Origin of the sequence: Curtobacterium sp. 24E2, from assembly GCF_016925595.1 — a bacterium.
Classification (GTDB): domain Bacteria; phylum Actinomycetota; class Actinomycetes; order Actinomycetales; family Microbacteriaceae; genus Curtobacterium.
The window spans coordinates 1,954,906-1,980,348 of sequence record NZ_CP068987.1 but is presented as its reverse complement, the minus strand read 5'-3'; the positions used below and the strand labels follow the sequence as shown (position 1 = coordinate 1,980,348).

Sequence of the window (25,443 nt, the reverse complement as noted above, 5' to 3'; positions counted from 1 at the left end):
GCGACCGTGCGGTGTCGGCGGAGCGGTCAGCGGGCCTCGGGGCGCGCGGAGCCGCGAGTGCTCACGAGGTCGGCGAGGGACGGTTCGGCCTCGTCGGTGGGCACGGCCCAACCACGTCGGGCGGCCTTGCGGACGAGACGGTAGGTGGTGACCTGGACGGGCTCCACCCCGTCGGCGGATTCGTAGTTCGTCATCGTGGTTTTCTCCCTGAATCGCGAGTGGTTCGCTGCAGCCGAAAGTACCCGGACGCCGTACCCCCGGACGGGGGCCTGCGTTCCATGGCCAAAGGCCGGAGAGCGCGCCACCAGGACCCTCGCGCCAGCGGGATTGTTCGCATACAATGCGAACATGTTGATCACCGTCGACCCGACCGCGCGGGCCACCCTCGCCGAACAGGTCGCGTCGCAGATCCGGTACGCGATCGCACGCGGAGACCTCGCGAGCGGGGAACGCCTGCCGGCGGCGCGCGACCTCGCCGCCGCGGTCGACGTCAACATGCACACGGTGCTGCGCGCCTACGCACAGCTGCAGGACGAGGGACTGATCGAACTGCGGCGGGGTCGCGGAGCAACGGTCTTGCGATCGGGCAACGCGTCGTTCGACCGGCTGCGCACGCTCGTGGACGAGCTGCGCGACCAGGCAGACACGCTCGGGGTCCCGCTCGACGACCTGTTCACGATGATCAAGGGGGCACGATGACGAACCGACCGATGCACGCGAGGACTCGCCTGGCTGTGGTGGCACCCGGGATGGGGGTGTTGCTGGCCCTGGTGGTCACGGCCCTCGTCGCCGCACCGAGCCTGCCGGACCGCATGGCCGTCCACTTCGGGGCCGACGGCACCGCGGACGGCTGGAGTTCGCCCTGGCCGGTGTTCTGGCTCACGCTCGCGGTGACCGCCGGCGCCGTGGCCCTGGCGTTCGCGGCGCTGCGGATGCCCGACCGCCGGACCGGCGCCACCCTGGTGCTCGTCGCCAACCTGTTCGCCGGCAGCCTGGGCACCGCCTGGATCGTGCTCGCCGCGACGAACACGGTCGGCGACGGGACGCTGTCCGGCTGGTGGGCCGTGCCGTTCCTGGCCGTCAGCGCGGTCATCGCCGCGGTCCCGGTCGTCGCGCTCGTCCGGACGGCTCCCCCGGTGCCGGCGCACGACGTCGAACCGCTGCGCATCGGGTCGGACACGCGGGTCGCGTGGAGCGCCCGCATCGGCAGTCGCTGGTTCGCGGCGCTCGGGGCCGTCGTGGTCGGACTCGGGATCGGCACGGGGCTCGCGACGGCCCCGGCGAGCCTCGGCACGGCCGTCGCGTCCGGAGCGGTGTTGGTCGTCGCCGGGCTCGCCGTGCTGGTGCTCGCCCGGGTGGAGCTCACCGTGGACCGTCGCGGGATGCGCCTGACCTCGACCTGGACCCGCATCCCGCTCATGCGCGTCCCGCTCGAGCGGATCGAGTCCTGCGGGTGGGAGGACGTCTCCCCGGACAGTGGGGCGGCTGGGGCTACCGGTTCTCCGGCCGTGGGGTCGCCTACGTGGTGCGGTCCGGGCCGGGCCTCGTGGCACGTCTTCGCGGCGGGCAGGCGCGGATGGTGACGGTGCCGGACGCTGCGGGCGGGGCCGCGGCCCTGGGCGCACTGCTCGCCCACCGCACGCCGGCCTGACGGGGCTGCGCCGGGCCTCCCGGTCGGGGTGGCGGTGTGTGCCGCGAAGGCGACAGATCTCGTCGGCCGCGCGCCGTCACGTCCGCGAAAGCGACAGTGTGCCGCGAACCGTTCGCGGCACACTGTCGCTTTCGCGGAACGCTGCGCCCAAGCCCGCGCAAAAGCCCGAGCGCGCGCCGCAGGCGGTCAGAGGCTCGTCATGCCGCCGTCGACGCGGAACTCGGCGCCCGTCGCGTAGGACGACTCCGCGCTGGCCAGGTAGACCATGATGCCGGTGACGTCGTCGGGGGTCCCGGGGCGGCCGAGGGGCGTGCGGGAGACGATCGCGGCCCGCGCCGAGGGGTCGCCCGAGATCGCCTGGACGAGGCCGGTCTCGGTGTAGCCCGGCACGACGGTGTTCACCCGGATGCCGTCCCGCGCGTAGGCCATCGCGGTCGCGCGGACGAGCGCGTGGATGCCGCCCTTGGTCGACGAGTAGGCCGCGAAGTCCGCCCCCTCGCCGTTCAGCCCGGTGGGTGATCCCGTCGCGATGATCGACCCGCCGCCGCCGGCCGCGAGCATCGCCCGGACGGCGTGCTTCACGGTGAGGAACGTGCCCGTCAGGTTCACCGAGACCGTGCGGTTCCAGGTGTCGAGCGACACGTCGGCGACCGCGGCGTCGTGGCCGAACAACTGCACGCCGGCGTTCGCGACGACCACGTCCGGCGTCAGGTCGCGCTCCGCGAGGGCGGCGAATCCGGCTGCGACACTGGCCTCGTCGGCGATGTCCATGGTGAGTGGCAACGCGAGCGCCCCGGCCGCCGCTGCTGCGGCGCCCGCCGCCGTCGCGTCCCGGTCGGCGTAGACCACGCGCGCGCCCTCGGCGACGAACCGGTCCGCGATCGCACGGCCGATGCCGGAGCCCGCCCCCGTGACGAGTGCGGTCGTGTGGTCGAGTCGTGCGGTCATGCGGGAGCTCCGTCCTGGGAGCGTCGTCGCTCCACGGACCCATCATTGCCCAACCGGTTGACCGGTGGTAGTCATGAGCCATGACTGCGGTGTCGATCGGCGCGTGGCGGTTCACGCTGCGCGGTGCCGAGCTCGCCGACCTCGCGTACGACGGCGGACCGGTGCTGCGGGCGATCCGGTTCGTGACGCGTGACCACGACTGGCGCACCGCCGACGACATCGTGCTCACCCGGACGACCGACGCCGACGCCGACCGCACGAGCGGGCGGGTCGGCATCGAGGCAAGCGCCCGCTACGACGGCACCGAGGTGCTCCGGTACGTCCTCGAGGTCACGGTCGACGGTCCCACCCTGCACGTCGACGCGGTCGGCACCACGACGACGCCGTTCCGCCGCAACCGCATCGGCTTGGTCGTGCTCCACTCGCCGGCGCTGGCCGGCGTGCCCGTCACCGCGCGGCACCCGTCCGGCACCGTCACCCAGGCCGCGTTCCCGACCTGGATCGCGCCGCACCAGCCGGCCGCCGACCTCTCGGGGCTGGACTGGTCGACGGGTCGGGTCGCGCTGACGCTCGACCTGGCCGGCGACGTGTTCGAGACGGAGGATCAACGGAACTGGACCGACGCCTCGTTCAAGACCTACTCGACGCCGTTGTCCGAACCGTTCCCCGTCGCGCTCGACGCGGGCTCCGTGGTCCACCAGTCGCTCACGTTGCGCGCGACGCCGGACGGTCGACAGGGAGGCACGGCCTCCCCGCCCCGGACCTCGCGTGCCTGGACGGGCCGGCTCCCCCGCCGTGGTCGCCCCGCCGCCGACGCTCCAGCTGCTCGCCGCCTCGGCCCCGGCGGCTGCGCGCCCGGCCGACGTGCGCCCGACCGCGGTGCCGCTCGACGTGCCGGTCCTGGTGGAGCCCGTGCTCGGCGATCCGAACGTCAAGGCTGTCCTGGCGTCCGCTCGACGCGATGCGGGTGGCGGGCCGCTCGACGTCCGGTTCGTCACCGATGACCCGGTCAGGCTGCGCGCCGCGATCGACGACGTGCTCGACTCGGGCACGGTCGTGCGGATCGGCGCGTTCGACCCGACCACACACGTGACGACCCCGGCGCTGCAGCAGGCCCTCCTCGATGCTGCGGCTGCAGCCGGCGACCTCGAGGTCGTCGCGGGCACGCGCGCGCACTTCACGGAGCTGAACCGGACCGTCGACCTGTTCCGCGACTGGGACGGCCCCTGACCTTCAGCGTGACGCCGCAGATGCACGACCGGTCGCACGAACAGGTGACCGAGTCGATCCGGATGCAGCGCTGGGTGGTGATGAGCGCCTCCAGGCTGGCCGCCGGCAGGGCGCTCCACGTCGGACCGGTGACGCTGCGGCCACGGTTCAACGCGGTGGCGACGTCCGCGCGCCCGCTGGTGAACGATGCGTCGATCGACGCCGGGTACGGGCCGCAGTTCGTGCCGGACGCGACGGATCCGGAGCAGCACTCGGCGGCGGCCGCGGCGTGGTTCGCGGCGTCGGTGGAGGCGCTGACGGTGCCGGGGGTCGCCTCCATCACCCTCGCCGAGGCCTGGGGACCGCGCGGCGGGCCGTGGGTGCGCGGCGGCCGGTGAGTGCGCGGGGCGGTGCGTGCGCGGGACGGTGAGTGCGCGGCGGGCGGTGAGTGCCGCGAAAACGACAGATTCCCGCCGATGGTCGGCGGGAATCTGTCGCTTCGGCGGATCAGACGATCGTCAGCGACGGACGGCGTCGATCTTGAGCATCTTGGCGATGACGCCGTCGAGCTCGCTGTCGTCGAAGACCTGCTTCCAGTCCTCCTTGATGAGCTTCTCGCGGCCGTAGCCCATGGCGATGTGGCACGCGTCCGAGAACGGGTTCGAGCCGCGCAGGCCGTTGGTCAGCGCGATCCAGGTGTGGCCGTAGAGCATGGCGCGGGCGGCCTCGCGGGGCACGCCGACACCGGTGACGGTCTCCTCGAGGGCGTCGTTGAGGAAGTCGCCGATCATGCAGGCGATGGTCTCGACCAGGGTCGGCTCGAGCACGGCGAGCTGCTTCACCGTGACCCAGTGCACCTGGATGACGGGCGCGTACATGGTGGTGATGACGGCCTCGGCGATCGCCTTGGCACGCTCGTCCTGGTCGCCGAGGGACTCGGACGCGTCGAAGGCCGCGATGACCTCCTGCGGGGCGGCGATGCCCCCGAAGGTGTCGTCCCACTCGGCCTTGGTGGTGCGCTCGAGGAACACCGACGGGTGGCACGGGTGCGCGACGGCGTAGTGGATGTCCTCGCGCTTGGCGAGCAGTCCGGCGTAGGCGGCGGCCGGGTCGAGCGTCAGGATGCTGGCACCCGACTTCATGACCGGGACGAGCTGTTCCGAGATGGTGCCGAGCAGGACGTCCGGCACGGCGAGGATGACCACGTCGGCGACCTTGGCGGCCTCGACGCTGTCGGTGAGTGACCGGCCGAGCGCCTGGATGCGCTCCTGCCCGGCGGGCGAGGCCTCGCTGTAGAGCGTCGTGTACTCGCTCTTCGCGAAGTTGTTCGAGACGCGGGTGCCCATCTTGCCGCCGGCACCGATCACGGCGACGGTGACGTCGGCCGTACCGGATCCGGCAGCGACGGTGTGGGGGTGGTGACGGTGTCGGTCATGATTCCTTGCTCCTGATGTGCTCGATGGTGTGTTCGGTCCACGCCGCCTCGATGCGGGTGGTGGTCTGTGCGGGCGTCTCGCCCGGTCGCGGGTCGGCACCCGCGTGCTCGTCCTGCCAGGGCAGCCAGAACTCGATGACGCGGTTGATCCCCCGGGCGTCGGGGTCGATCGCGGCGCGGACGGCGTCGTGGTCGATGACCCCGGCGCCCATCGGGACGCCGGTGTACTGGAACCCGACCCACCCCGGCGACCGGGTGAACCCGGAGTCCTTGACGTGCCAGTTGACGACGTGCGGGGCGGTCATCGCGACGACGTCGGCGGGGTGTTCGAGCCGTGCGACGGTGTTCGCCGGGTCCAGGCAGACGCCGAGGTGGTCGGAACCGATCGCCTGCACGACCGCGACGAGGTCGGCGGTGGCCACGACCTCGTAGGTCTCGAGGGCGAGCGTCACTCCCGCTGCCTCGTAGGCGGGGAGCGCCTGGCGCAGACGGCGTTCGGTCTCGGCGGCGTCGGGCTGGTCGTCGCCGCTCGTCCACATCGACCGGACGAGCGTCGCGCCGAGTGCCCGCGCGATGTGCAGGTACCGGGCGAGGTGCGCCGGCTCGGTGCCGCGGGTGCCGACCTCGAGCGTGAGTCCGAGGTCGTCGGCCAGCGTCCGGATCGCGGCCAGCCGGTCGTCCGACGCGGTGTCGAGCGGCTGGTGGTCGCAGATCTGGAACAGGTCGACGCCGTCGTGGGCCGCGGCGTCGCGCAGGGCGTCGTCGAGGGACAGCGGTGCTGGCACACGGTCGGACATGCGCCAGGAGTAGGCGTAGGTGGAGAGACCGAGCAGGGAGGTCATGCGGTCGCCCCCAGCGCCTCGGCTTCGTCGAGGATCGTGCGGATCGCCTCGGGGTCGTGGGCGAAGCGGCCGAGGAACAGGCCACCGATACGGCCCTGTCCCCGGGTGAGCAGGCCCGGCCCGGCGCTGCCGCCGTAGATGACGACCGAACCGGCGAGCTCCGACCGGTTCGCCAGGTGCTGCTCGATGCCCGCGAGCACCGCGACGATGTGCTCGTCGGGAGCGGGCTGCGGTGCGCCGATGGCCCAGACCGGCTCGTAGGCGGCGATGACCGGCCCGGCGAGCCCGTCGGCGACGGCCGTCGCGACGAAGCGGTCGAGCTGCGCGGTGACCTCGGCGACGGCAGCGGACGGGTCGCCGTCGGCCGCCCGGTCGGTCTCACCGATGCAGATGAGGGGACGCAGGCCGTTGCGGAAGGCGGCGTGCACCTTGCCGGCGATGTCCTGGTCGGACTCGTGGAACAGGGAGCGACGCTCGGCGTGCGCGATCTCGACCAGGTCGACCCCGACCTCGCGGAGTTCGCGGCCGGACACCTCGCCCGTGAAGGCACCCTCGTCGGCCCATGCCAGGTCCTGCGCGCCGAGGAGCACCGGGGTGCGCTCGAGCACGGCGTGCACCGGTACGAGCGACGGGAACGTCGGGATGACGAAGAGTTCGACGGCGCCGGACTGCACCGCGGGGTGGGTCCGGGCGATGTCGGCCACGGCGGCCGCCCACTCGAGCGTCCGGGCGTGCCCGAAGTACATCTTGAGCGACACCCCGATCGTGATCGAGGCCGCCGCCGTGGTCGCCGGCATCAGGCGTCGGTCCCGACCGGGGCCGAGCCGTCGTACTCGCAGATGGCCTGGACCTTCGACGCGCTGGCGCTGGAGCGGTCGAACTCGTAGCCCAACCACTCCTTCGCCATCCGGCGGGCGACCTCGACGCCGACGACGCGCTGGCCCATGCAGAGGACCTGGGCGTCGTTCGACAGGACCGAACGCTCGACACTGAACGAGTCGTGCGCCGTGACGGCCCGGATGCCGGGGACCTTGTTCGCCGCGATCGCGACACCGAGTCCGGTGCCGCAGATCAGGATCGCGCGGTCCGCCTCACCCGACGCGACGAGTCGCGCTGCGTCGACGGCCACGTGCGGGTACGCGGTGTGCCCGTCCGCGTCGACGCCGACATCGACGACCGACGCCACGCGCGGGTCTGCCTGCAGGTCCTGCTTGATGATCTCCTTGTAGTCGAACCCGGCATCGTCCGAGCCGACGACGATGCGGAACTGCTGGTCACTCATGCGGGTGCCTTTCGTGGTGGTGTGGGTCAGGCGGGGACGGAGACGGTCGACAGGACCGCCGCGGTGATCAGGGCGAACGAGATCGCACCGGCGTCGGGGGTGCCGACCGCGTCCTCGCCGTGGGTGCGGGCGCGGCCCATCTTCGGCAGCAGCTCGGCGGTCGCATCGGCGGCAGCAGTCGCCGCGGCGGACGCGGCCGACCAGGCACGGACCAGGTCGTCGCCGGCCGCGACGCGGTCGGTGAGGACCTGGTCGAACGGGACGATCGCGTCGACCATGGTCTTGTCACCGGGGACAGCGCCGAAGGCGAGGACCGCCTCGGTGGCGGCGTGCACCGCGCTCTGGAGCGTGGCAGCTGACGGACGCTCGTCGTCCCCGAGGACGCGACCCAGTGCCTCCAGGGCGGCTCCCCAGATCGCTCCGGACGTGCCACCGGCCTTGTCGGACCACGCGTCCCCGGCGATCGCCAGGACGGTGCCGGCACCGGCGCCGCGCGTCACCGCGTCCGCGGCGGCACGGTCCGCCGCGGTGGCGCCGCGCTGCATGCCGATCCCGTGGTCGCCGTCCCCGGCGACGGCGTCGATGCGACCGAGTTCGTCGGCGTGGTCGTCGATGGTGGTGCGGATGGCCGCGATCGCCGCGGCGACCCGGACGGCGGACGCCTGCGACGCCTCCGAACCGACCGTGACGGGCGCCTGGACGTCGGCCGCGAGGACGTCGGCGGCGACCGGCTGCTGCGGGACGGCACCGCCCTTGCGGTACGCGGGGCTGTCGGCGGGCGCGGCCCAGAGCTGCTCGAGTTCGTCGTCGAGCCAGAAGAGCGTCAGCGAGACGCCGGCCATGTCGAAGCTCGTGACGAGTTCGCCGACCTCGGGCTCGACGACCACGACGCCCGCGTCGGTGAGCTTCCGCTGCACGGCACCGAAGACGACGAAGAGCTCCTCGTACTTGACGGAACCGAGGCCGTTCAGGATCGGGACGACGCGCTGGCCGGCGTGCGCTTCCACCCTCCGGCAGCTCGGTCAGCAGCTTGTCGACGAGCAGGTCGGCCAGTCCGGACGCGGTGGGAACGTCGGCTTCGGCGATGCCGCGTTCGCCGTGGATGCCCATGCCGATCGCCATCCGACCCTCGGGGACGGTGAAGAGCGGCTCGTCCGCGCCGGGGAGCGAGCAGCCGGAGAACGCGACGCCGAAGCTGCGCGTGCGGTCGTTGGCACGGGTCGCGATCGCAGTGACCGTGTCGAGGTCGTCCCCGCGTTCCGCGGCGGCACCGGCGACCTTGAAGACGCAGAGGTCACCGGCGATGCCGCGGCGCTTGTGGGCTTCGGCGCTCGGGGCGGAGGCGACGTCGTCGGTCACGCGGACCGTGCGGACGTCGATCCCGCTGTCGGCCAGTGCCCGCGCCGCGGCGTCGAAGTTGAGCACGTCGCCGGCGTAGTTGCCGTAGCTCAGCAGCACCCCGCCGCCGTGCTCGGAGGCCTTCGCGACCGCCGCGACCTGCTGGGCGCTCGGGCTGGCGAACAGGTTGCCCATCGCAGCGCCGGCGGCGAGGCCCGGCCCGACGAGTCCGCCGAAGGCCGGGTAGTGGCCGGAGCCGCCGCCGACGACGAGCGCGACGGTCCCCTCGGGGCTGGTGGTCGAGCGGGCGACGCCGCCGTGGACCCTGCGGACCCGGGCCTGGTTCGCGGCCACGAAACCGTCGACCATCTCGTCGGCGAAGTCGGCCGGGTCGTTGAACAGGCGGGTCATGCGTGGCGCTCCTGGGTGGTGGTCGTCGTGGCCTGCGCGGTCGTCTCGGCCTGCGCGGTCGTCGCGGTCGGCGTGGCCTGCGCGGTCGTCTCGGCCTGCGCGGTCGTCGCGGTCGGCGTGGCCTGCGCCGCAGCGTCGGCGTCCCGTCGTTCGTTCTGCTTCGTGTTCCGACCGAGCACGAACATCAGCACGCTCGACAGCACCATGAAGAAGCCGACGATGAACATCGGGACCTGGTAGCCGCCGGTCCACCCGCTGACGACGCCCGTGATGTACGGGGCGGCGAACCCACCGAGGTTCCCGATCGTGTTGATGAGCGCGACCCCGCGGCCGCGGCGGCACCGGTCAGGAACTGCGTCGGCACGGTCCAGAAGTTCGGCAGCGCGGCGAAGATCGCGCAGGCCGTGATCGCGATGACGGCGATCGTGGCGGCCGGGCTGTTCATGTAGAGCGCGACCGGGATGCTCAGGCCGCCGACGAGCGCGGGGACGGCGATGTGCCAGACCCGGACGCCACGGCGGAAGGCGTCACGCGACCAGAAGTACAGGACGACCGCGGCGGGGACGTACGGGATCGCCGTGATCATGCCCTTCTGGAACAGGTCGAACGTGGTGCCGAACTGCTCCTGGAAGCCGTCGATGATGGTCGGCAGGAAGAAGCTCAGCGCGTACAGGCCGTAGATGAAGCCGAAGTAGACCGCGGCGAGCATCCACACCCGGCCGGAACCGAAGGCCGCACGGAGACCGCCCTTGGCGTGCCCGTCTCCCCGCTCTTCGCGGCGCTCTCGGCAGCGAGCGTCGTCTCGAGCCAGACCTTCTCGTCCTCGTCGAGCCACTTCGCCTGCGACGGCTTGTCCTTGAGCACGAAGAGACACAGGACGCCGACGATGATCGCCGGGATCGAGACGCACAGGAACATGAAGCGCCAGCCGGCCAGGCCGCCGAGCAGGCCCTCGTGGGTCATCAGCCAGCCGGCGAGCGGGGAGCCGATGACGCTCGTCAGGGGCTGGGCCAGGTAGAACAGCGCGAGCATCTTGCCGCGGTGCCGGGCGGGCACCCACGTCGACAGGAACAGGATCGCGCCGGGGAAGAACCCGGCCTCGGCGATGCCGAGCAGGAAGCGCAGCCCGACGAGCTGCGGGTAGTTCTGCACCCACGTGAAGAGCAGCGAGACGATGCCCCACGTGATCATGATGCGCGCGAGCCAGATGCGCGCGCCGAACCTGTGGAGCGCCAGGTTGGAGGGCACCTCGAGCACGAGGTAGCCGATGAAGAACACGCCGGAGGCGAACCCGAACTGGGCGGCGGTCAGACCGAGGTCCGCCTCCATGCCGTTCGGGGCCGCGAAGGAGATCGCGGTGCGGTCGAGGAAGTTGATGAAGAACATCAGTGCCACGAACGGCACGATGCGGATCGCGATCTTGCGGATGGCCGTCTTCTCGACGACCGAGGTGGGGATGCCTCGCGTGGCGGGGATGTCCACGATGACTCCTGCTCGGTGGGGGTGGTACGACTCCGACCCGTGCTGCTGCGCCCGGACGGAGCGGACGCATCGGTGCGCCTGGTCCAGTGTGCGCATTCGAGGCCGACTTGTCAACCGGTTGACCAAACCAAGCCAAGACCCTCGAAACCGAACCGGTTGACCGAACGGTACGCTCGCTGCATGCCCGCGTTCAGCCCGGACGACCCCTCAACATCCGACTCGAACTCGAGTCCGTGCCCGCGGGGTCGCCCGCCTCCGAGGTCGCCCGACAGCTCGTGTCCCTGCTCACGGCGGGCGAGCTGGCGCCCGGTTCGCGGCTGCCGTCCGAGCGGATCCTGGCCGAGCGGCTCGGGGTCGGACGCTCCGCCGTGCGCGAGGCCCTGGCCGCCCTCGAGATCCTGGGCATCGTGCAGATCCGGCCCGGCTCGGGCACGTACCTGCAGGGCGGCACCTCGGACCTGCTGCCGACGACGCTGTCGTGGGGCCTCATGCTCGCCTCGAACCGCACCCGCGAGCTGCTCGAGGTCCGGTCGTCGCTCGAGCGCACGGTCGCGATCCTCGCCGCGCAGCGCGCCACGCCCGAGCAGGTCGCGGAGCTCGGCGAGTACCTCGTCCGGCAAGAGGCGACCCTCGACGACCCCGAGGCCTTCATCGACGCCGATGTGCGCTTCCACGTCCTGCTCGCCCGGGCCGCGGGGAACGACGTGCTCGGCGACCTGCTGCAGAGCCTGCGCTCGATGCTCAGCGTGTGGGTCGGCCGCCGCGTCCAGACCCGCCAGGCCACCGAGGCGGCCTACGACGAACACCGTGCGATCTACGAGGCACTCCGGGCCGGCGACGTGCCAGCCGTGCAGCGGGCGATGGACGAGCACATGGCCACGGCGAGCGCCCGCATCGAGAACGCGGAGCCCATCCCTCCCGCCGAGTGACGCGTGCGCGGGCGCGTGCGCGCGGCGCGTGCACGTGCGCGTGCGCTTCGTGAGCAGAAATGGTCGGGTCCGTGACGGCGACCCGACATCCTCTGCTCACGATCGGGCGGCCGGGAGGCCCGGTGCGGGTCCGCCTCGCACCGTGCGACCTTGCCGGGGCGGCAACCGGGCTTGGGTTCGGCCCGGCAGGTGCGCTCGACTGGGCAGATGCATGCACACGAAACCACCGTCGATGGCGTCGGCTCGGCCCGCCACTGGTGGGAGCAGCGGTACGCCGAGCGGGACGGGATCTGGTCGGGCCGGGTGAACGCGGTGCTGGCCGACGTCGCCGCGGAGCTACCGGTGGGGCGCGCGCTCGACCTCGGCTGCGGTGAGGGCGGTGACGTCGTCTGGCTCGCCGAGCACGGCTGGGACGCACTGGGAGTCGACCTGTCGGTGACGGCGATCGAGCGCGGTTCGCGGGCATCCGTGTCGGCCGGGGTCGAGGAACAGACCGCGTTCGTCGCCGCCGACCTCGCCACGTGGGAGACGGCTGCGCACTTCGACCTGGTGACGGCGTCGTTCCTGCAGTCGTGGCCGGTGGAGATCCCCCGCGCGGAGATCCTGCGCCGGGCCACCGGGTTCGTCGCACCCGGCGGGCACCTGCTCGTCACCGCGCACGCTGCCCCACCGCACGACGACCTGCCGGCAGAGATGCGGGAGTACCGGTTCCCGACGCCCGACGAGGACCTGACGGCCCTGCAGCTCGACAGCTCGTGGGACGTCGTCGCCGCCGAACTGCGGCCGCGCACCGCGACGACGCCCGACGGCGATCCGCACGAGGTGCTCGACAGCGTGGTGATGGTCCGCCGTCTGCACGGGTAGCGTCGGAGCGGTGAGCACCGACGACCGCGTCCGCACGATCGAGGTGGGCGCCGTCGAGGTCGCGGTCGAGCGCGACGGCGCCGGCACCACCGACACCTCGTCCCCTCGCCCGTACCTGCACCCGGTACGGACCCTCGGCGGCACCGTGCTGAGCGCCCACCACCCGGCCGACCACGACTGGCACTGCGGTGTCGGGGTCGCGATCCCGGACGTCGACGGCGTGAACTGCTGGGGCGGTCGCACCTACGTGCACGGTCGGGGCTACGTGTGGCGCGACGACCACGGCCGTGTCGACGTCGTGCGCGCCGAGCAGCGTCCCGCTCAGTACGGCAGCAGCACGACCCAGGAACTCGTCTGGCGCGGTCCCGACCACGCAGTCGTCCTGCACGAGGACCGCACACTCGCCTGGCGCGCCGTCGACTCCGGGTGGGAACTGAACTGGTCCTCGTCGTTCCGCACGCCCGGTGATGCGGTGGTGCACCTTGGCGGTCCGGGCAGCAACGGCCGGGTCGGCGCCGGGTACGGCGGGTTCTTCTGGCGCTTCGCCGACTGCACCGACGTGGTCGTCCGGACCGCTGACGCGCAGGGCGAAGCGGCGGTGCACGGCTCGGTCGCGCCCTGGGTCGAGTGGTCCGCGGTGTTCGAGGGAGCGCCGGCGACGATCCGACTCGAAGCGCTCGACCACCGCGATCCCTGGTTCGTCCGTGCCGCCGAGTACCCGGCGATCGGTTCGGCCCTCGCCTGGCGTGTGCCGGCGCTCGTGCACCCCGGCGTCCCGCTCGTCCGCTCCTTCCGCGCGACCATCACCGACGGCACGACGGCCACCGACGCTGCGACGCCGGGCGGCAATAGGCTGGACCGATGAGCACCGCAGACTGGGAAGCCCGCGTCGCCGCACTCTGGGCCGACGACACGATCGACGACCAGCAGCGCATCGACCGCATGCGCGAACTCGCCGGCACTGCGCCGCACCCGGCCCTCGGCGCGTTCGAGCTCGGCGGCGCGAACGACTCCGGTGGCCACGAGGCCGAGGCCGACGTCCACTACGCAGCTGCCACCGCCGCGGGACTCGCCGACGTCGATCCCGCCCGTGCTGCGCAGATGGTCGTGCAGCACGCCTCGACCCTGCGGAACCTCGACCGCGTCGACGAGGCCATCGCGATGCTCCGCGACGCCCCGGAACACCCGTCCACGGGTGCCGCGCCGAGGGTGTTCCTCGCGCTCGCGCTGCACAGCGCGGGCCGTCACAACGAGGCACTGCGTGTCGCGATCGAGGCCGTCGAGCCGACGCTCCCCCGCTACCACCGCTCGGTCCGCGCCTACGCAGCCGCCCTCACCGAGTGAGTTGCACGAGCCGGGCGGCGGTGACGGTCCGGCTCGCGGAGACGCGCACGAGCCCGGGAACCGGACAGGTCGACTGACGCCCAGTGAGGCGCTCCCTCCCCACGGGCCGAGCGTGCTTCGGCTGAACCGACAGGGGCAGTGCCCGATCAGCCGGGATCGACCTCACGCCCCGTCGATCCCGCCACCGCGCCCGCCGGCACCCACTCCCGCCGCCCGCACCCGCGAACGGGCGAAACATCCGGGTCGGTTCGGCCGCCCACCCCGGCATTTCGCCCGCTCGCGCGAACGGGCGCTCGTATTCCAGCGGATGCATGCGAGTTCCGGCATGCTCCCGTGAGCGGGCGAAATGCCCGGGTCGCGGGGCGCGCAAGCCTGGCATTTCGCCCGCTCGGCGTCCGGCGCGGGCACATGGGCAGGGGGCAGGCGGCCGCGCGCCGGGCGCGCCGAGCAAGCCGAGCACGCCGAGCAAGCCGAGCAAGCCGACACGGGCGCACGGGCGCACGGGCGCGCGAACGCGCGGGCAGGCGACCACCTTCGGCGGGATCGACGCACGGGGCGCGACCGCAGGGCGGACGGGAGGCGCGGGGCGGGCCCGCACCGGGCCTCCCGTCCGTCAGCGGCGACCGTCTAGGGCCGCGCGCCCTCCTGCTGCCCCGTCACCTGCGCGACGGGCAGCGAGTCGCTCGTCGTGCGGAGCGACTCCTGCCGGATCTCGAGCTGCGTCACGGCGAGGGCGGCCAGGTCGTGCAGGTTGGCGAGGTCGGCCTCGGTCGCCTGCCGCGGCTTCGTGTCGAGCACCGCGAGGGTGCCGATCGGGACGCCGTCGTGCCGCACGAGCGGCACGCTCACGTAGAACCGGATGCCGAGCGCGCCGGTGACGAGCGGGCTGTGCTGCATGTCCGGGTGGATCGACCCGTCCGGGATCACCACGGGGACCGCGACGGGCGCGAAGCCGTTGCCGAAGTTGATGTTGCGCGCCGCTTCGTCGACGCCCTCGGCGATGTACGACTGCGACCAGGCGCGGTCCTCGTCGAGCACCTCGACCAGGGCGATGGGCGCGTCGAACAGGCGGGCGGCCATCGCGGTGGTGCGGTGCAGGGCCTCGTCGGGCAGGGTGTCGAGCGTCGCCGGTCGGGCCGTGTCGGCGTCGGCTCGGGGTGCACCGGCAGCAGCGGCCGGAGCCGACGCCGTGGTGTCCACGACGTGGTCGGTGCCGGCGGTCTCGGCGATGACGACGTCGCGCAGCAGCGTCACGAGCTCGGCGCCGGCGGGGCGCGCGGCCGGGTCCTGCGCGGTCATCGCGCGGAGCAGCTGCTTCCAGTGCTCGGGCAGGGGCTCGGGCACGACCGGGTCGCGGGACAGCCGGGCGACGGCGGACTCGACGAGCGAACCGGGGAACTCCCGGCGACGGGTGAAGCACTGCAGCAGCACGAGGCCGAGCGAGTAGACGTCGCTCGGGCTCCCGACGTCGCCGCCGCGGGCCTGCTCGGGGCTGAGGTAGGCGGCCGTGCCGGTGGTGACGCCGTCGGCGGTCATGCGTTCGACGCCCGCGGCGAGCGCGATGCCGAAGTCGGTGAGCCGTGCGCGGGCACGGTCGGAGTCGTGGCCGTAGTCGACGAGCAGGATGTTCGACGGCTTGATGTCGCGGTGCACCACGCCGTGGCTGTGGATGTAGTGCAGCGCCTCGGCCATGTCGTAGCCGATCTCGGCGATGTGGCGGGAGGCGAGCGGACCGACGGCGAGGCGTTCCTCGAGGTCCTGGCCGACGACGAGCGCCATCACGAGGTAGCGCTGGTGGGTGCCGTCGTGGCCGGTGACGACGCCGGTGTCGAGCAGGCTGACCAGGTTGTGGTGCTCGAGCGAGGCGAGCACGCCGAGCTCGGCTTCTTGCCGGGCGATGTCGACGGTGCCGGCGTGGAACACCTTGACGGCGACGGGGCGGTGCAGGCTCTCGTCGATGCCGCGGTACACGACGGACATGCCGCCCTGGCCGATGGCGTGTTCGAGTCGGTAGCGCCCGTCGAGCAGTGGGGCCGCGGACTGGGGGTCCTCGGTCGGACTCATCGAACCTCGTTCTCGGTGCGGGCAGGCTTCGGTGCATCTTCCCATCCCGACGGGGATCGTGGTGGCCCGCGGCGTTCTCCGGATGGACACGCCGGCCACTCGTACGGTGCCGCGTCGCAGCAGTACCTCGACGCCATCACCGAGGTCGACGGGTACGTCGGGCAGCTGCAGGCAGCGGTGAAGGCCCGCTCGACGTACTCGTCGGAGCAGTGGTCGTTCATCGTGACCGCGACCACGGGCACACCGACGCCCGCGGCCACGGCGGCAGCACCCCGGCCGAGCGTTCGGCGTTCATCATCAAGACCGGCCCCGGCATCACGAAGCAGACCCCGGCGATCCGCCCGAAGAACGTCGACGTAGCCGCCGACGTCCTCGCCACGTTCGGCGTCGCCCGCCCCGCCGAGCTCGACGGCCGTCCGCTCGCGACCGCGTCGACCGACCCGTTCGACACGATGGTCGGCGCCCTGAAGCCCCGCGTCGACGAGACCGGGATCCCGGCCTCGACGCTCGGCTGGACGAAGAGCATGCCGACCGGCTGGAGCGTCGACAACACCGGCATGGGCACCGGCGGCGTCACCGAGTGGGCAGGCTGGACCCTGACCGACGACGACTTCTGGACGCAGACGCAGCGCGACCAGACCCGCGAGGCCAACGTCCGCGAACGCGGTGTCTTCGCCGTCGCCGACTCCGACGAGTGGGCGGACAAGACCCACACCGGCACGTTCTCGAGCCGCATCACCTCGCAGCCGTACTCGGTCGTGGGCAAGACCAGCGCGACCGTCTCGTTCGGCAACCACTACCGCCAGGAGGGCACGCAGCAGGCCACCGTCCTCGTGTCCTTCGACGGCGGCGCGTTCCGGCAGGTCGCGTCGTACACGAGCGACCAGATCGCGCAGGTCGCGTCGGTCCCCGTCACGGTGCCGTCCGGTGCGAAGCAGGTCCGCGTCCAGTGGGCGCTGACCAACGCCGACAACGACTGGTACTGGGCGATCGACGAGCCGCAGGTGCGCTGAGCCGGACCGTCACCACCGGTGCGTCGCCACCGTGCTCACCCGCAGGTCCTCGAACGTGCTCGTGAACCCGGCACCGCCGAGCGAGATGAGCCCGATCCTCGGCGCGCTCCCGAGGTCCGCCGTCCACGTCCCACCACGGACGAAGTGCCGCCCGTCGACGCTCGTCCAGGCGGTGTACCGGTGCTCCCCGCCGACGACCCGGTGCACGATCCGGAGCGTGGTGGCGTCCCCGACCGGTCCGACGACCGTGTTGCCGTAGCTCGGGGCTCCGGCCGGCTGCCCGGAGACCTGCTTGCCGAACTCCGTCTGCCGGGTGTTGAAGATCGAGTTCGACGTCAGACGGACGTAGTTGCCGTCGTCGCCCCACACGATCAGTCCGCCCTGCACGTAGTTCACGCCGTCACCGGTGGCAGGGGTGTCCACCGCGACGGTCGTCTGCGCCACGTAGTCGCCTCGCGGTGCCGGTTCGGACAGCACCGAGGCGAGTGGCGTCGCCGGTGGGTGGATGTCGGCGTCCTGCGTCTGCCAGCGGAACGTGCCGCCGCCGACGGTCCAGGTCGAGCGGTCGGGTTCACGGGTCCAGCGGAGCGCCGTGGGGAGCGTGCTCCCGTCGAACGACGTCGACAGCGCGCGGATGGTCCGTCCGGGCACGTCGACGGGTGCGGTGGTCGCCCGGTAGGTCGCACGCTGTCCCGGCTGTGCGACCGGCCCCGGCTGCACCGTGTCGGACGGTCCCGCTCCGCCCCGCACGACGGGCCAGCCGTGCCGCCAGTCGAGCGGGTCGATGAGCGCCGGCCGCTTCGTGTACGTCGGCTGCCCCGCGTAGTACGGGTCGCGGCGGTCGACCGCGTGGTAGATGATCCAGTCCTGGCCGGCGAGGTCGGTGACCACCGTGTTGTGCCCGGTGCCGACCCAGCGGTTGCCGTTCTGCGCGAGCAGGGGTGTCCCGCCGACCCGTGTGCTCGTGATCGCGACACCGTCCTGGTCGGTGAAGGGTCCGAGGGGCTGCGCGACCGGGCGACGAAGACGCCGTACCCGGTCAGGGCGCCGTTGCAGCAGTTCGTGGCGGAGCCCATGAAGTACCACCAGCCGTCGTGGCGCATCAGGTAGGCGCCCTCGTACCGGTTGTCGATCGCGATCTGCCGCTCGCTCGCGGGGTCGGAGCGGAGTCCGTCGGCGCTGAGCGTGCGGACGTTGACGCCGCCGAAGTAGCTGCCGAAGTACAGGTACGTGGTGCCCTTGTCGGAGATGACCTCGGGGTCGAACGCCCAACGCGCCCCGGTGCCGTTCGCGGCGGTCTGCGGTGCCACGACCGGGCCGCCGGAGTCCTTCCACGGACCGGTCGGGCTCGAGCTCGTCGCGACGCCCACTGCCGAGCCGCCACCGGTCGGCGCGGTCGCCGTGGGCGTGTCCGACGCGGCGTAGTACAGGTACCAGGTGCCCGCGCGACCGCGGTCCCCGGCCCGGTACACGACGTCCGGCGCCCAGATCCCGTTGGCGGCCCCCACCCACGCCGGTCGCGTCGGGAACGCGTCGTTCACGTACGTCCAGTGCGTCAGGTCGGTCGACCGGTAGGTCGGCACGCCGTGCTGCACGAGCGACCCGTCGGCGTTCTGCTCCGTCGCCGTCAGCGCGTCGGTGGTGCAGTACAGGTACCAGTTGCGGTCGCGCCCGACGCCGCGGATCGCGGTCGGGTCGGCGCAGCTCGCCGCCGTCTCGCCGTCGGGCAGGCTGAGCGCGACCGGGTTCCGGTGGGTCGGCGCCGCCGCGCCGTGTCCCGTGCTGCTGTGGCCGGTGGTCCGGTCCGCCACGCGCGTGGACGCTGCGGCGGGGCCGACCGGGAGGCCCGTGGTCGCGACCGCCGTGAGCGTCGCGACGGCGAGGATGGTTGCGACTGTTCGGCGCACGGGGTCCTGCTCTCATCGTCGAGGAAGGGCTGTGTGCGCGAGGGTACGCTCGCGGGCAGCGGACCGGGCCGGTTCCGTCGGGTTCCGCGCGACGAAGGAGTCAGCGATGCCCGCGAGGTTCGTGTACTGGATGAACGTGTCGGTCGACGGTTTCGTCGAGCGCGACGCCGGAGAACTCGGCGACGTCGATGGGCCCGAGTGGATGCGGATCGGCGAGCCGCTGCACCGCGAGTTCAACGCCCGCGCCGCGGCGATGACCCTGTCCGTCGAGGGTAGGGTCGTCCGCGACATGATGGACCCGTTCTGGCCGGATGCCCGCACCGACGAGTCGATGCCGGCGTTCATGCGCGAGTACGGCGAGGTCTGGACCGACCAGCCGAAGGTCCTGGTCTCGCGCACCCGGACCAGCGCTGACCACAACACCCGGATCATCGGGGGCGACGACGCGATCGCGCAGCTCGCCGTCCTGCGCGAGGAGTCCGAGGGCGACATCGGCGTCGGCGGCCCGAACCTCGCGACACAGCTGCTCGATGCGGGGCTGCTCGACGAGCTGTTGCTCTACACGCACCCAGCCGTGCTCGGTGCCGGTCGGCCGCTGTTCGACCCGCCGGAGACGGGCGTGCGACCGCCGGTGCTGCTGGACCTGCTCGAGCAGCGGGAGTACCACAACGGGGTCACGCTGCACCGCTACCAGGTGCTGCGGTAGTCACTCCCCGAGGGGCCTGGACCGATGATGACCAGGCGCCAGGCACTCGGCCGATCGCTGTCGAAGTCGTTGAACGCGACGCTGTCGACGGCCTTGCTCGATGACAGCTCGATCCGGTGCGGGCTGTCGCGGCAGTCCATCGGATCGAGTTCGATGCTCTGCGATCCGCCCGGCAGCACCGTCCGCACGATGCCGCGCATGTGACCGTTGCCGTAGCAGGAGAACTCGAGGTGGTCGATCGTCCGCGAGTCCGGGAACTGGACGCGGACGCCGGGCTCGAGATGGGCCGGGTCCTCGTCGCCGGGGCTCGTGTCGGCGCTCAGCACCCCGAGGACCGCGTCATCGGTCTCGGTTCTCGCCTCCTGCTGCGTCTTCCACCTGCCGAGGGCTTGCTCGTCGACGGGCGGGGCCGATGTGCAGCCGGCCAGCAGGGCCACGACGGCGAGCGCCGGCAGGACCAGGGCGGGGAGGTGTCGCACGCCGTGAGCCTAGCGAGGCCAGGGGCCAGTCGATGCAGGCGCAACGAACGACGTCCCACCCGTCGATCGACAGGTGGGACGTCGCAGAACGCGTGCGCGCTCGCTCGGGTCAGACGTCGCGTCGACGTGCGACCGTCAGCGCGAGTGCACCCACGACGAGCACCTCGGCCGCCAGGACACCGAAGCCGCCCCAGCCGTTCAGGACGATGTCGTCCTGGCTGGCTTCCTGTCCGTCGTAGGAGTACGCGAAGAGCTGACTGCCGGCCTGGTCGGGCAGGAACTTCATGATGTTGACCGGCCACTCGAGGTTCATCAGCCCCGCCATCAGCGACAGGACCACCGGCAGGACCAGCAGGATGCCGAGCGTGATCGCGATGCCGCCGGCGCTCGACCGGACCAGCAGCCCGATCCCGTAGGCGAGCAGGGCGAGCAACGTCAGGTAAACGGACGACCCGAGGATGGGCAGGAACACCGCCGGGTTGCCGATCTCCGGCTCCACACCGTTGCCGGCCAGCAGCGGCAGCGAGATGAGCACACCGATCCAGGTCGCGACGGCACTGACCACGAACGTCGTGACCGCCAGGACCACGGCCTTCGCGAGGATCACACCGGTGCGCCGGGGGTCGGCCGTGAACGTCGAGCGGACCTGACCGGTGCCGTACTCGCCGGTGATGATGAGCACGCCGAGCACGCCCACGACGAGCGACGAGAGCAGGACGCCCACGGTGTTGACGTTCACGAGGGTGCCGTTGGCGATGTCCCTCGGCATCTGGTCGCCGCCGCTGTTGGTGTTCGCACCGACGAGTGCGGCCATGCCGATCGTCACGAGCACCAGGATCGCGTAGCACCAGAACGTGGACCGGATGCTGCGCAGCTTGATCCACTCGCTCCGCACCAGGTGGGGGAACGACAGGCGGGTCGCACCGTGCATGCGGGTCGACGGCGTGGTGGGCGAGGTGGTGGCGCTCATCGGGTGCCCTCCGATCGGTACTCGACATCGTCGCGGGTGAGGGCCATGTAGGCCTCCTCCAGGCTCGCGCCGGTCGGGGTGAGTTCGTGCAGTGCGACGCCGGCCTGGGCGGCGATGTTGCCGACCGTCGGTGCGTCGGGACCGACGACCAGGAAGGTGCCGTCTTCGCGCGGGGTGACCGTCGCGTTCGGGCCGATGGCCTGGAACAGCTGGTCGGGCGACGGCGTCCGGACGATGACCCGGCTGCCACCGCCGGCGGCGCCCGGTGCGGCTCCCCACCGGCGACGAACTCGGCGATCGGGGCGTCGGCCAGGACCTTGCCGCGGCCGAGCACGACCACGCGGTCGGCGGTCTGCGCCATTTCGCTCATCAGGTGGCTGGACAGGAACACGGTGCGACCGTCGGCGGCCATCCGTCGGGCGAGCTGCCGGACCCACAGCACGCCGTCGGGGTCGAGGCCGTTGACGGGCTCGTCGAGGATCAGGGTCTTCGGGTCGCCGAGCAGTGCGGCAGCGATTCCCAGGCGCTGCCCCATGCCGAGCGAGAACCCGCCGACGCGCTTCTTCGCCACGGACTCGAGGCCGGTCATGTCGATGACCTCGTGCACGCGGGCCTTCGGGATACCGTGGGTCGCCGCGAGCGAGAGCAGGTGGTTGTAGGCGCTGCGGCCCGAGTGGACCGCCTTCGCCTCGAGCAGGGCACCGACCTGTCGGAGCGGGTCGCGGAACGTCGTGTACGGCTGGCCGTTCACCGTCGCGCTCCCCGCGGTGGGCCGGTCGAGGCCCATGATCATGCGCATCGTGGTGGACTTCCCGGCGCCGTTCGGCCCCAGGAAGCCGGTCACACTGCCGGGTCGGACGACGAACGAGACGTCGTCCACGGCGGTCTTCGGACCGTACTGTTTGGTGAGGTGGCTGACTTCGATCACGGCGGCCACGCTATTGCAGGGGTGTCCGGCGGCGCGTCCGTCGGAAGGGGGATGTGTCAGGCGCGCGGGGGCCGGAGCCGTTCGGCCTAGCCTGACGCCGTGGAGCAGGCACAGGACGACGGACGGTTCTTCCACGGCACGAAGGCCGACCTCGTACCGGGCGACCTGCTCACCGCGGGCTTCCGGTCGAATCACCGCCCCGAGGTGGTCATGAACCACGTCTCCTTCACGGCGGTCTCCGACCGCGCCGGGCTCGCGGCCGAGCTCGCCGCCGGTGACGCCGAACCGCGGGTCTACGAGTTCGCGCCGACCGGTCCGTACGAGGACGACCCCAACGTCGCCGACGAGAAGTTCCCCGGCAACCCGACCCGGTCCTACCGCAGCACCGAACCGGTGCGGATCGTCCGCGAGGTCATCGACTGGCCCCGACTCACGCCCGACGCGCTGCGCCTCTGGCGCGAGCGCCTGGCCGCGCTGCGCGCGGACGAGCGCGGCGAGATCATCAACTGAGCCGGCTGGCGGACGGGAGGCGCGGGGCGGGGCCGCCACGGGCCTCCCGTCCGCTTCGCCCTGGTCTCAGTGCCCCGAACGTGCCCTGCGGACGTCAGCGGCTGAGCGCGTCGCTCGTCGTGACGGTCGCGAAGCTGCCGTCGAGCGCCGCCATGAAGGCGGTGTGGACGCTCGCGCCCGGGACGGTGACGCCCCCGAGCGTCAGGTCCGGCGCCGCGCACGCGTCGGCGACGACGGTCGCGGTGAAGCCGAGTTCGTGCGCGGCCCGGGTCGTCGAGTCGATGCACATGCTGCTCATCATCCCGACGATCGTGACCTCGTCGACTCCGGCGTCGGTCAGCAGTTCCTGGAGCCCGGTGCCGATGAAGCTGTTCGGTGCGTGCTTCTCGAGGACCGGCTCGCCGTCGACGGGCGCGACCGCCGGGTGGAAGTCGAGGCCCGGCGTGCCCGGCACGAAGAACGTGGCGTCGGGGTCGGTGGACACGTGGAAGACGTGCACCACCAGGTCGCCGGCAGCGCGGAAGGAGTCGAGCACGGTGCGGGCCGCGGTGGCAGCGGCCTCGGGTTCGACGAGGGGAAGGCCCCGCCCGGGAAGTAGTCCAGCTGGATGTCGACGAGGAGCAGCGCGCGGGTCATCGGTTCAGTATGGCGGGCGGCGGGCTTCGATGCTGGCGAGACCTGGCGGGTGCGCTGTGACCCGGATGCGACCCGGTGCGCCGCTGACGACGAAGAGCTGCCCGTCCGGTGCCTGACCCGAACAGGGCCGGACGGACAACTCCTGATCCCGTTACTGCGGGTTGTTCGGAACCGGGCGCCGGATCGATTGCTCCGGCGTACGAACGCGCCCACGTCGAAGTTCGGGTCGACGACGAGGGCGCGTCCTGTAACGGGTCATGAACGACCGGACTCATTCGGAGCCCCCGTTCGAGGGGTTTGGTCCGGACCGATCTCCGACTCAGCGCTGCTGGTCGTCCAGGTCGAGTGATGAGGTCAGTTCCGGGAACGCCCGCGCCTGTTCGACGAGCTGCTGCGCCTTCCGCACGACCCCCTCGACGCTGTCCGCACCGGCGACGAGGCGCACCGGCGGTGCGGACATCTCCGTCAGGGCCAGGAGCGTCCGGGCGAGCTTCGCCGGATCGCCACTCTGCTTGCCCTCCATGCCGCGGAAGAACTCCTTGGTCTGGTCCGACGAGGACCGGTAGTCGTCGAGGTGGACGTCGCCCCAGAACGTGGAGCTGCCCTCGGCGAGCAGGTCGGTCCGGAAGAAGCCGGGCTCGACGACCGTGGTGTGGATGCCGAACGGCAGGACCTCGTCGTGCAAGGCCTCCATCCACCCCTCGAGCGCGAACTTCGACGCGGCGTACGCGCTCCCACCGGCACCGGCGACGACGCCCGCGGTCGAGCTGATGCTGATGACCCGACCGGAGCCCTGTGCCCGCATGACGGGGAGCACCGCGCGGGTGACGTTCATCGCACCGAAGAAGTTCGTCTCCATCTGCGCGCGGAACTGCTCCGGGGAGACCTCTTCGAAGAACCCGGCCTGGAAGCTCCCGGCGTTGTTCACCAGGACGTCGATGCGGCCGAACCGCTCGATCGCTGCGTCGACCGCACTCCGGACGGTGCGCTCGTCCGTGACGTCCAGCGCGACGGCGAGCAGCTCATCGTGCGTGCCCACCGCTGCGACGACGCGTTCCGGGTCCCGCCCGGTCGCGACGACGTGGTGTCCGGCGTCCAGGGCTGCGCGCGCGAACTCGGTGCCCATGCCGCGGCTGGTCCCGGTGATGAAGAAGGTCTGGGGTTCGGTCATGCCCCCAGCGAAGACCACTTCCGCGCAACGAGTGAGGCTCTGCCGAAACGGGGTCGAGCAGAACCTCCCTTCCGACGCTCGAGCCGCCCTAGCGTCAGGGACATGGACCCCCTCGTGACCACGAGCCCGTCGGCTCCGTCGGCTCCGCCGACCACTCCGGTTGCCGACGACCGGCTGCCGTGGTTCCCGCTCGCACTGCTCGCGGCGATCGGGTTCGTGCTCGTCGCCATGGAGACCATGCCCGCGGGCCTCCTGCCGGTCATCGCGGACGGCATGGGGACGTCCGAGGGCACGGTCGGACTGTTCGTCAGCGCCTACGCGATCGGCACGGTCATCGTCACGGTGCCGGCGATCGCACTCACTCGGGGCCTGCGCCGCAAGCCGTTGATCACGACGGCCATCGCCGTGCTGATCATCGCGAACACCCTCACCGCGTTCGCCCCGAACGTGACCATCGCGCTCGTCACGCGGTTCGTCGCCGGCGCGGCTTCCGGGATCATCTGGGGCATGTTCGCCACCTACGCGCGGCGCATCAGTCCCGTGCGGTTCGCAGGCGTCTCGCTCGCCATCGTCTCCACGGGCGCCCCCGTCGGCTTCGCGCTCGGCACGCCGCTCGGGTCGTTCATCGGCACCGCCCTGGACTGGCGCTGGTCGTTCATCGGCCTCAGCCTCGTCGGGGTCGTCATCCTCGCGCTGATCGCGGCGTTCGTGCCGGACGCACCCGGCCAGACCGGCACTGCGAAGCTCTCCGTGGTCAAGGTGTTCCGCATCCGTGGGATCGCGATCATCCTCGCCGTCATCGCCACGTGGATGGTCGCGCACAACACGATCTACACCTACATTTCCCCGTACCTGCGGGTGACCGGCACCGACCTCAGCGCCGGACTCGTCCTCCTCGTCTACGGCATCGCAGCGATCCTCGGCGTCGTGATCACCGGAGCACTGCTCGATCGGCACCCCCGCCCCCTGCTCCACCTGAGCGTCGGACTGTTCGTCGTCACCGGCGTCGTGCTGCTCGTCGGCCACGCATCGCCGGTCGCCGTCCTCGTCGCCGCCGTCCTGTGGGGTGTCAGCTTCGGTGGCGCCTCGACGCAGCTGCAAGCGGCGCTCACCACGGCCGGCGGGGAGAACGCCGACGTCGCCAGCGCGTTCCTGCCCGTCGCGTTCAACATCGCGATCTTCGTCGCCGGGATCTTCGGAGCCGCGCTGTTGACCGTATTCGACGGACTGGTCCTGGCCGTGGTGATGATCGTGTTCGGGGCGGTCGCGGCGCTGCTCACGCTGGTCGGCCGACGATCGGCGTTCCCCGCGCGGCTCTAGTCGA

Annotated in this window: 27 protein-coding genes and 3 pseudogenes; 13 read left to right on the top strand and 17 right to left on the bottom strand. The window is 72.0% G+C overall.

What is annotated here, in order from left to right:
- Nucleotides 1-26 precede the first annotated feature (26 nt).
- Nucleotides 27-194: a hypothetical protein gene (locus tag JN350_RS09885; RefSeq protein ID WP_159572230.1), complete on the bottom strand. Its 168-nt coding sequence runs from the start codon at nucleotides 192-194 to the stop codon at nucleotides 27-29.
- Nucleotides 195-348: 154 nt separating this feature from the next.
- On the opposite strand from JN350_RS09885, the gene JN350_RS09880 reads away from it, so the two are divergent.
- The gene (locus tag JN350_RS09880; protein ID WP_205462074.1) at nucleotides 349-699 is read left to right on the top strand and encodes a GntR family transcriptional regulator; all 351 of its coding nucleotides are present in this window, start codon (nucleotides 349-351) and stop codon (nucleotides 697-699) included.
- A complete protein-coding gene (locus JN350_RS09875; RefSeq protein ID WP_240347245.1) occupies nucleotides 696-1,583 on the top strand; it encodes a DUF1648 domain-containing protein in 888 nt (295 codons plus the stop codon). Before JN350_RS09880 ends, JN350_RS09875 begins: the two co-directional genes overlap by 4 nt.
- A 254-nt stretch (nucleotides 1,584-1,837) precedes the next feature.
- Here JN350_RS09875 and JN350_RS09870 read toward each other — a convergent pair whose 3' ends face one another.
- Nucleotides 1,838-2,599, bottom strand: a complete 762-nt coding sequence (locus JN350_RS09870) for an SDR family NAD(P)-dependent oxidoreductase (RefSeq protein WP_205462073.1) — start codon at nucleotides 2,597-2,599, stop codon at nucleotides 1,838-1,840.
- 80 nt (nucleotides 2,600-2,679) lie between these two features.
- Here JN350_RS09870 and JN350_RS09865 point away from each other — a divergent pair, with 80 nt between their 5' ends.
- Genes JN350_RS09865 through JN350_RS09855 form a run of 3 tightly spaced genes read left to right on the top strand, consistent with a single transcriptional unit; the run spans nucleotide 2,680 to nucleotide 4,206 of the window.
- Nucleotides 2,680-3,603 carry a hypothetical protein gene (locus JN350_RS09865; RefSeq protein WP_205462072.1) on the top strand — a complete coding sequence of 308 codons (924 nt, stop codon included), beginning with the start codon at nucleotides 2,680-2,682 and terminating at the stop codon, nucleotides 3,601-3,603.
- A 31-nt stretch (nucleotides 3,604-3,634) separates the two neighbouring features.
- Complete coding sequence (locus JN350_RS09860) at nucleotides 3,635-3,829, top strand: hypothetical protein (RefSeq protein ID WP_205462071.1); 195 nt, start codon at nucleotides 3,635-3,637, stop codon at nucleotides 3,827-3,829.
- A gap of 8 nt (nucleotides 3,830-3,837) precedes the next feature.
- On the top strand, nucleotides 3,838-4,206 hold the full coding sequence (locus tag JN350_RS09855; RefSeq protein ID WP_205462070.1) for a hypothetical protein: 369 nt from the start codon (nucleotides 3,838-3,840) through the stop codon (nucleotides 4,204-4,206).
- A gap of 120 nt (nucleotides 4,207-4,326) precedes the next feature.
- On the opposite strand, the gene JN350_RS09850 is transcribed toward JN350_RS09855, so the two are convergent.
- From JN350_RS09850 to JN350_RS20160, 7 genes and pseudogenes are all read right to left on the bottom strand, one after another.
- Nucleotides 4,327-5,154, bottom strand: coding sequence for a phosphogluconate dehydrogenase C-terminal domain-containing protein (locus JN350_RS09850; protein WP_205464426.1), 828 nt, complete (start codon nucleotides 5,152-5,154; stop codon nucleotides 4,327-4,329).
- Nucleotides 5,155-5,239: 85 nt separating this feature from the next.
- On the bottom strand, nucleotides 5,240-6,085 hold the full coding sequence (locus JN350_RS09845; RefSeq protein ID WP_205462069.1) for a sugar phosphate isomerase/epimerase family protein: 846 nt from the start codon (nucleotides 6,083-6,085) through the stop codon (nucleotides 5,240-5,242).
- A complete protein-coding gene (locus JN350_RS09840; RefSeq protein WP_205462068.1) occupies nucleotides 6,082-6,882 on the bottom strand; it encodes a triose-phosphate isomerase family protein in 801 nt (266 codons plus the stop codon). The genes JN350_RS09845 and JN350_RS09840 overlap by 4 nt, the downstream gene beginning before the upstream one ends.
- Nucleotides 6,882-7,367, bottom strand: a complete 486-nt coding sequence (locus tag JN350_RS09835) for a ribose-5-phosphate isomerase (RefSeq protein ID WP_205462067.1) — start codon at nucleotides 7,365-7,367, stop codon at nucleotides 6,882-6,884. Before JN350_RS09835 ends, JN350_RS09840 begins: the two co-directional genes overlap by 1 nt.
- 26 nt (nucleotides 7,368-7,393) lie before the next feature.
- Nucleotides 7,394-9,116: pseudogene (locus JN350_RS09830) on the bottom strand (dihydroxyacetone kinase family protein).
- Nucleotides 9,113-9,421, bottom strand: a complete 309-nt coding sequence (locus JN350_RS19365; protein WP_461964399.1) for a hypothetical protein — start codon at nucleotides 9,419-9,421, stop codon at nucleotides 9,113-9,115. Before JN350_RS19365 ends, JN350_RS09830 begins: the two are co-directional and overlap by 4 nt.
- 355 nt (nucleotides 9,422-9,776) lie before the next feature.
- Nucleotides 9,777-10,598 carry an MFS transporter gene (locus JN350_RS20160; RefSeq protein WP_275897970.1) on the bottom strand — a complete coding sequence of 274 codons (822 nt, stop codon included), beginning with the start codon at nucleotides 10,596-10,598 and terminating at the stop codon, nucleotides 9,777-9,779.
- Between the two features lie 275 nt (nucleotides 10,599-10,873).
- Between JN350_RS20160 and JN350_RS09820 the strand changes: the two genes are divergently transcribed.
- From JN350_RS09820 to JN350_RS09805, 4 genes are all read left to right on the top strand, one after another.
- The gene (locus JN350_RS09820) at nucleotides 10,874-11,527 is read left to right on the top strand and encodes a FadR/GntR family transcriptional regulator (RefSeq protein WP_240347243.1); all 654 of its coding nucleotides are present in this window, start codon (nucleotides 10,874-10,876) and stop codon (nucleotides 11,525-11,527) included.
- Between the two features lie 207 nt (nucleotides 11,528-11,734).
- The gene (locus tag JN350_RS09815) at nucleotides 11,735-12,391 is read left to right on the top strand and encodes a class I SAM-dependent methyltransferase (RefSeq protein ID WP_205462066.1); all 657 of its coding nucleotides are present in this window, start codon (nucleotides 11,735-11,737) and stop codon (nucleotides 12,389-12,391) included.
- 10 nt (nucleotides 12,392-12,401) lie between these two features.
- The gene (locus JN350_RS09810; protein WP_205462065.1) at nucleotides 12,402-13,256 is read left to right on the top strand and encodes a DUF6807 family protein; all 855 of its coding nucleotides are present in this window, start codon (nucleotides 12,402-12,404) and stop codon (nucleotides 13,254-13,256) included.
- Nucleotides 13,253-13,735 carry a tetratricopeptide repeat protein gene (locus JN350_RS09805; RefSeq protein ID WP_205462064.1) on the top strand — a complete coding sequence of 161 codons (483 nt, stop codon included), beginning with the start codon at nucleotides 13,253-13,255 and terminating at the stop codon, nucleotides 13,733-13,735. The genes JN350_RS09810 and JN350_RS09805 overlap by 4 nt, the downstream gene beginning before the upstream one ends.
- 627 nt (nucleotides 13,736-14,362) lie before the next feature.
- Here the strand turns inward: JN350_RS09805 and JN350_RS09800 are convergent.
- Nucleotides 14,363-15,799 (bottom strand): protein kinase domain-containing protein, encoded by a 1,437-nt coding sequence (locus JN350_RS09800; RefSeq protein WP_205462063.1) that lies wholly within the window; start codon nucleotides 15,797-15,799, stop codon nucleotides 14,363-14,365.
- A gap of 209 nt (nucleotides 15,800-16,008) precedes the next feature.
- Between JN350_RS09800 and JN350_RS09795 the strand changes: the two genes are divergently transcribed.
- Complete coding sequence (locus JN350_RS09795; RefSeq protein ID WP_205462062.1) at nucleotides 16,009-16,812, top strand: hypothetical protein; 804 nt, start codon at nucleotides 16,009-16,011, stop codon at nucleotides 16,810-16,812.
- 9 nt (nucleotides 16,813-16,821) lie between these two features.
- Here JN350_RS09795 and JN350_RS19360 read toward each other — a convergent pair whose 3' ends face one another.
- Nucleotides 16,822-17,898, bottom strand: a complete 1,077-nt coding sequence (locus JN350_RS19360; RefSeq protein ID WP_240347242.1) for a family 43 glycosylhydrolase — start codon at nucleotides 17,896-17,898, stop codon at nucleotides 16,822-16,824.
- Nucleotides 17,889-18,623, bottom strand: a pseudogene (locus tag JN350_RS20825) (family 43 glycosylhydrolase); the annotation flags it as partial. The pseudogene JN350_RS20825 and the gene JN350_RS19360, both read right to left, overlap by 10 nt.
- A gap of 202 nt (nucleotides 18,624-18,825) precedes the next feature.
- On the opposite strand from JN350_RS20825, the gene JN350_RS09780 reads away from it, so the two are divergent.
- A complete protein-coding gene (locus tag JN350_RS09780) occupies nucleotides 18,826-19,425 on the top strand; it encodes a dihydrofolate reductase family protein (RefSeq protein WP_205462059.1) in 600 nt (199 codons plus the stop codon).
- Here the strand turns inward: JN350_RS09780 and JN350_RS09775 are convergent.
- The 3 genes and pseudogenes from JN350_RS09775 to JN350_RS09765 all read right to left on the bottom strand — a co-directional run bounded on the left by JN350_RS09775 (nucleotide 19,407) and on the right by JN350_RS09765 (nucleotide 21,802).
- On the bottom strand, nucleotides 19,407-19,904 hold the full coding sequence (locus JN350_RS09775; RefSeq protein ID WP_205462058.1) for a hypothetical protein: 498 nt from the start codon (nucleotides 19,902-19,904) through the stop codon (nucleotides 19,407-19,409). The two genes, JN350_RS09780 and JN350_RS09775, sit on opposite strands and share 19 nt — an antisense overlap.
- Before the next feature lie 109 nt (nucleotides 19,905-20,013).
- On the bottom strand, nucleotides 20,014-20,874 hold the full coding sequence (locus tag JN350_RS09770) for an ABC transporter permease (RefSeq protein WP_205462057.1): 861 nt from the start codon (nucleotides 20,872-20,874) through the stop codon (nucleotides 20,014-20,016).
- Nucleotides 20,871-21,802, bottom strand: a pseudogene (locus tag JN350_RS09765) (ABC transporter ATP-binding protein). The gene JN350_RS09770 and the pseudogene JN350_RS09765 overlap by 4 nt, the downstream one beginning before the upstream one ends.
- Before the next feature lie 99 nt (nucleotides 21,803-21,901).
- Between JN350_RS09765 and arr the strand changes: the two are divergent.
- Entirely contained in the window at nucleotides 21,902-22,312 is a 411-nt protein-coding gene (gene arr / locus JN350_RS09760; RefSeq protein ID WP_205462056.1) for an NAD(+)--rifampin ADP-ribosyltransferase, read from the top strand.
- 94 nt (nucleotides 22,313-22,406) lie between these two features.
- On the opposite strand, the gene JN350_RS09755 is transcribed toward arr, so the two are convergent.
- Both JN350_RS09755 and JN350_RS09750 read right to left on the bottom strand, forming a co-directional pair.
- A complete protein-coding gene (locus tag JN350_RS09755; RefSeq protein WP_240347238.1) occupies nucleotides 22,407-22,847 on the bottom strand; it encodes a cysteine hydrolase family protein in 441 nt (146 codons plus the stop codon).
- Between the two features lie 420 nt (nucleotides 22,848-23,267).
- Complete coding sequence (locus JN350_RS09750; protein WP_205462055.1) at nucleotides 23,268-24,119, bottom strand: SDR family NAD(P)-dependent oxidoreductase; 852 nt, start codon at nucleotides 24,117-24,119, stop codon at nucleotides 23,268-23,270.
- Nucleotides 24,120-24,221: 102 nt separating this feature from the next.
- On the opposite strand from JN350_RS09750, the gene JN350_RS09745 reads away from it, so the two are divergent.
- Nucleotides 24,222-25,439, top strand: a complete 1,218-nt coding sequence (locus JN350_RS09745) for an MFS transporter (RefSeq protein ID WP_205462054.1) — start codon at nucleotides 24,222-24,224, stop codon at nucleotides 25,437-25,439.
- Nucleotides 25,440-25,443 lie beyond the last annotated feature (4 nt).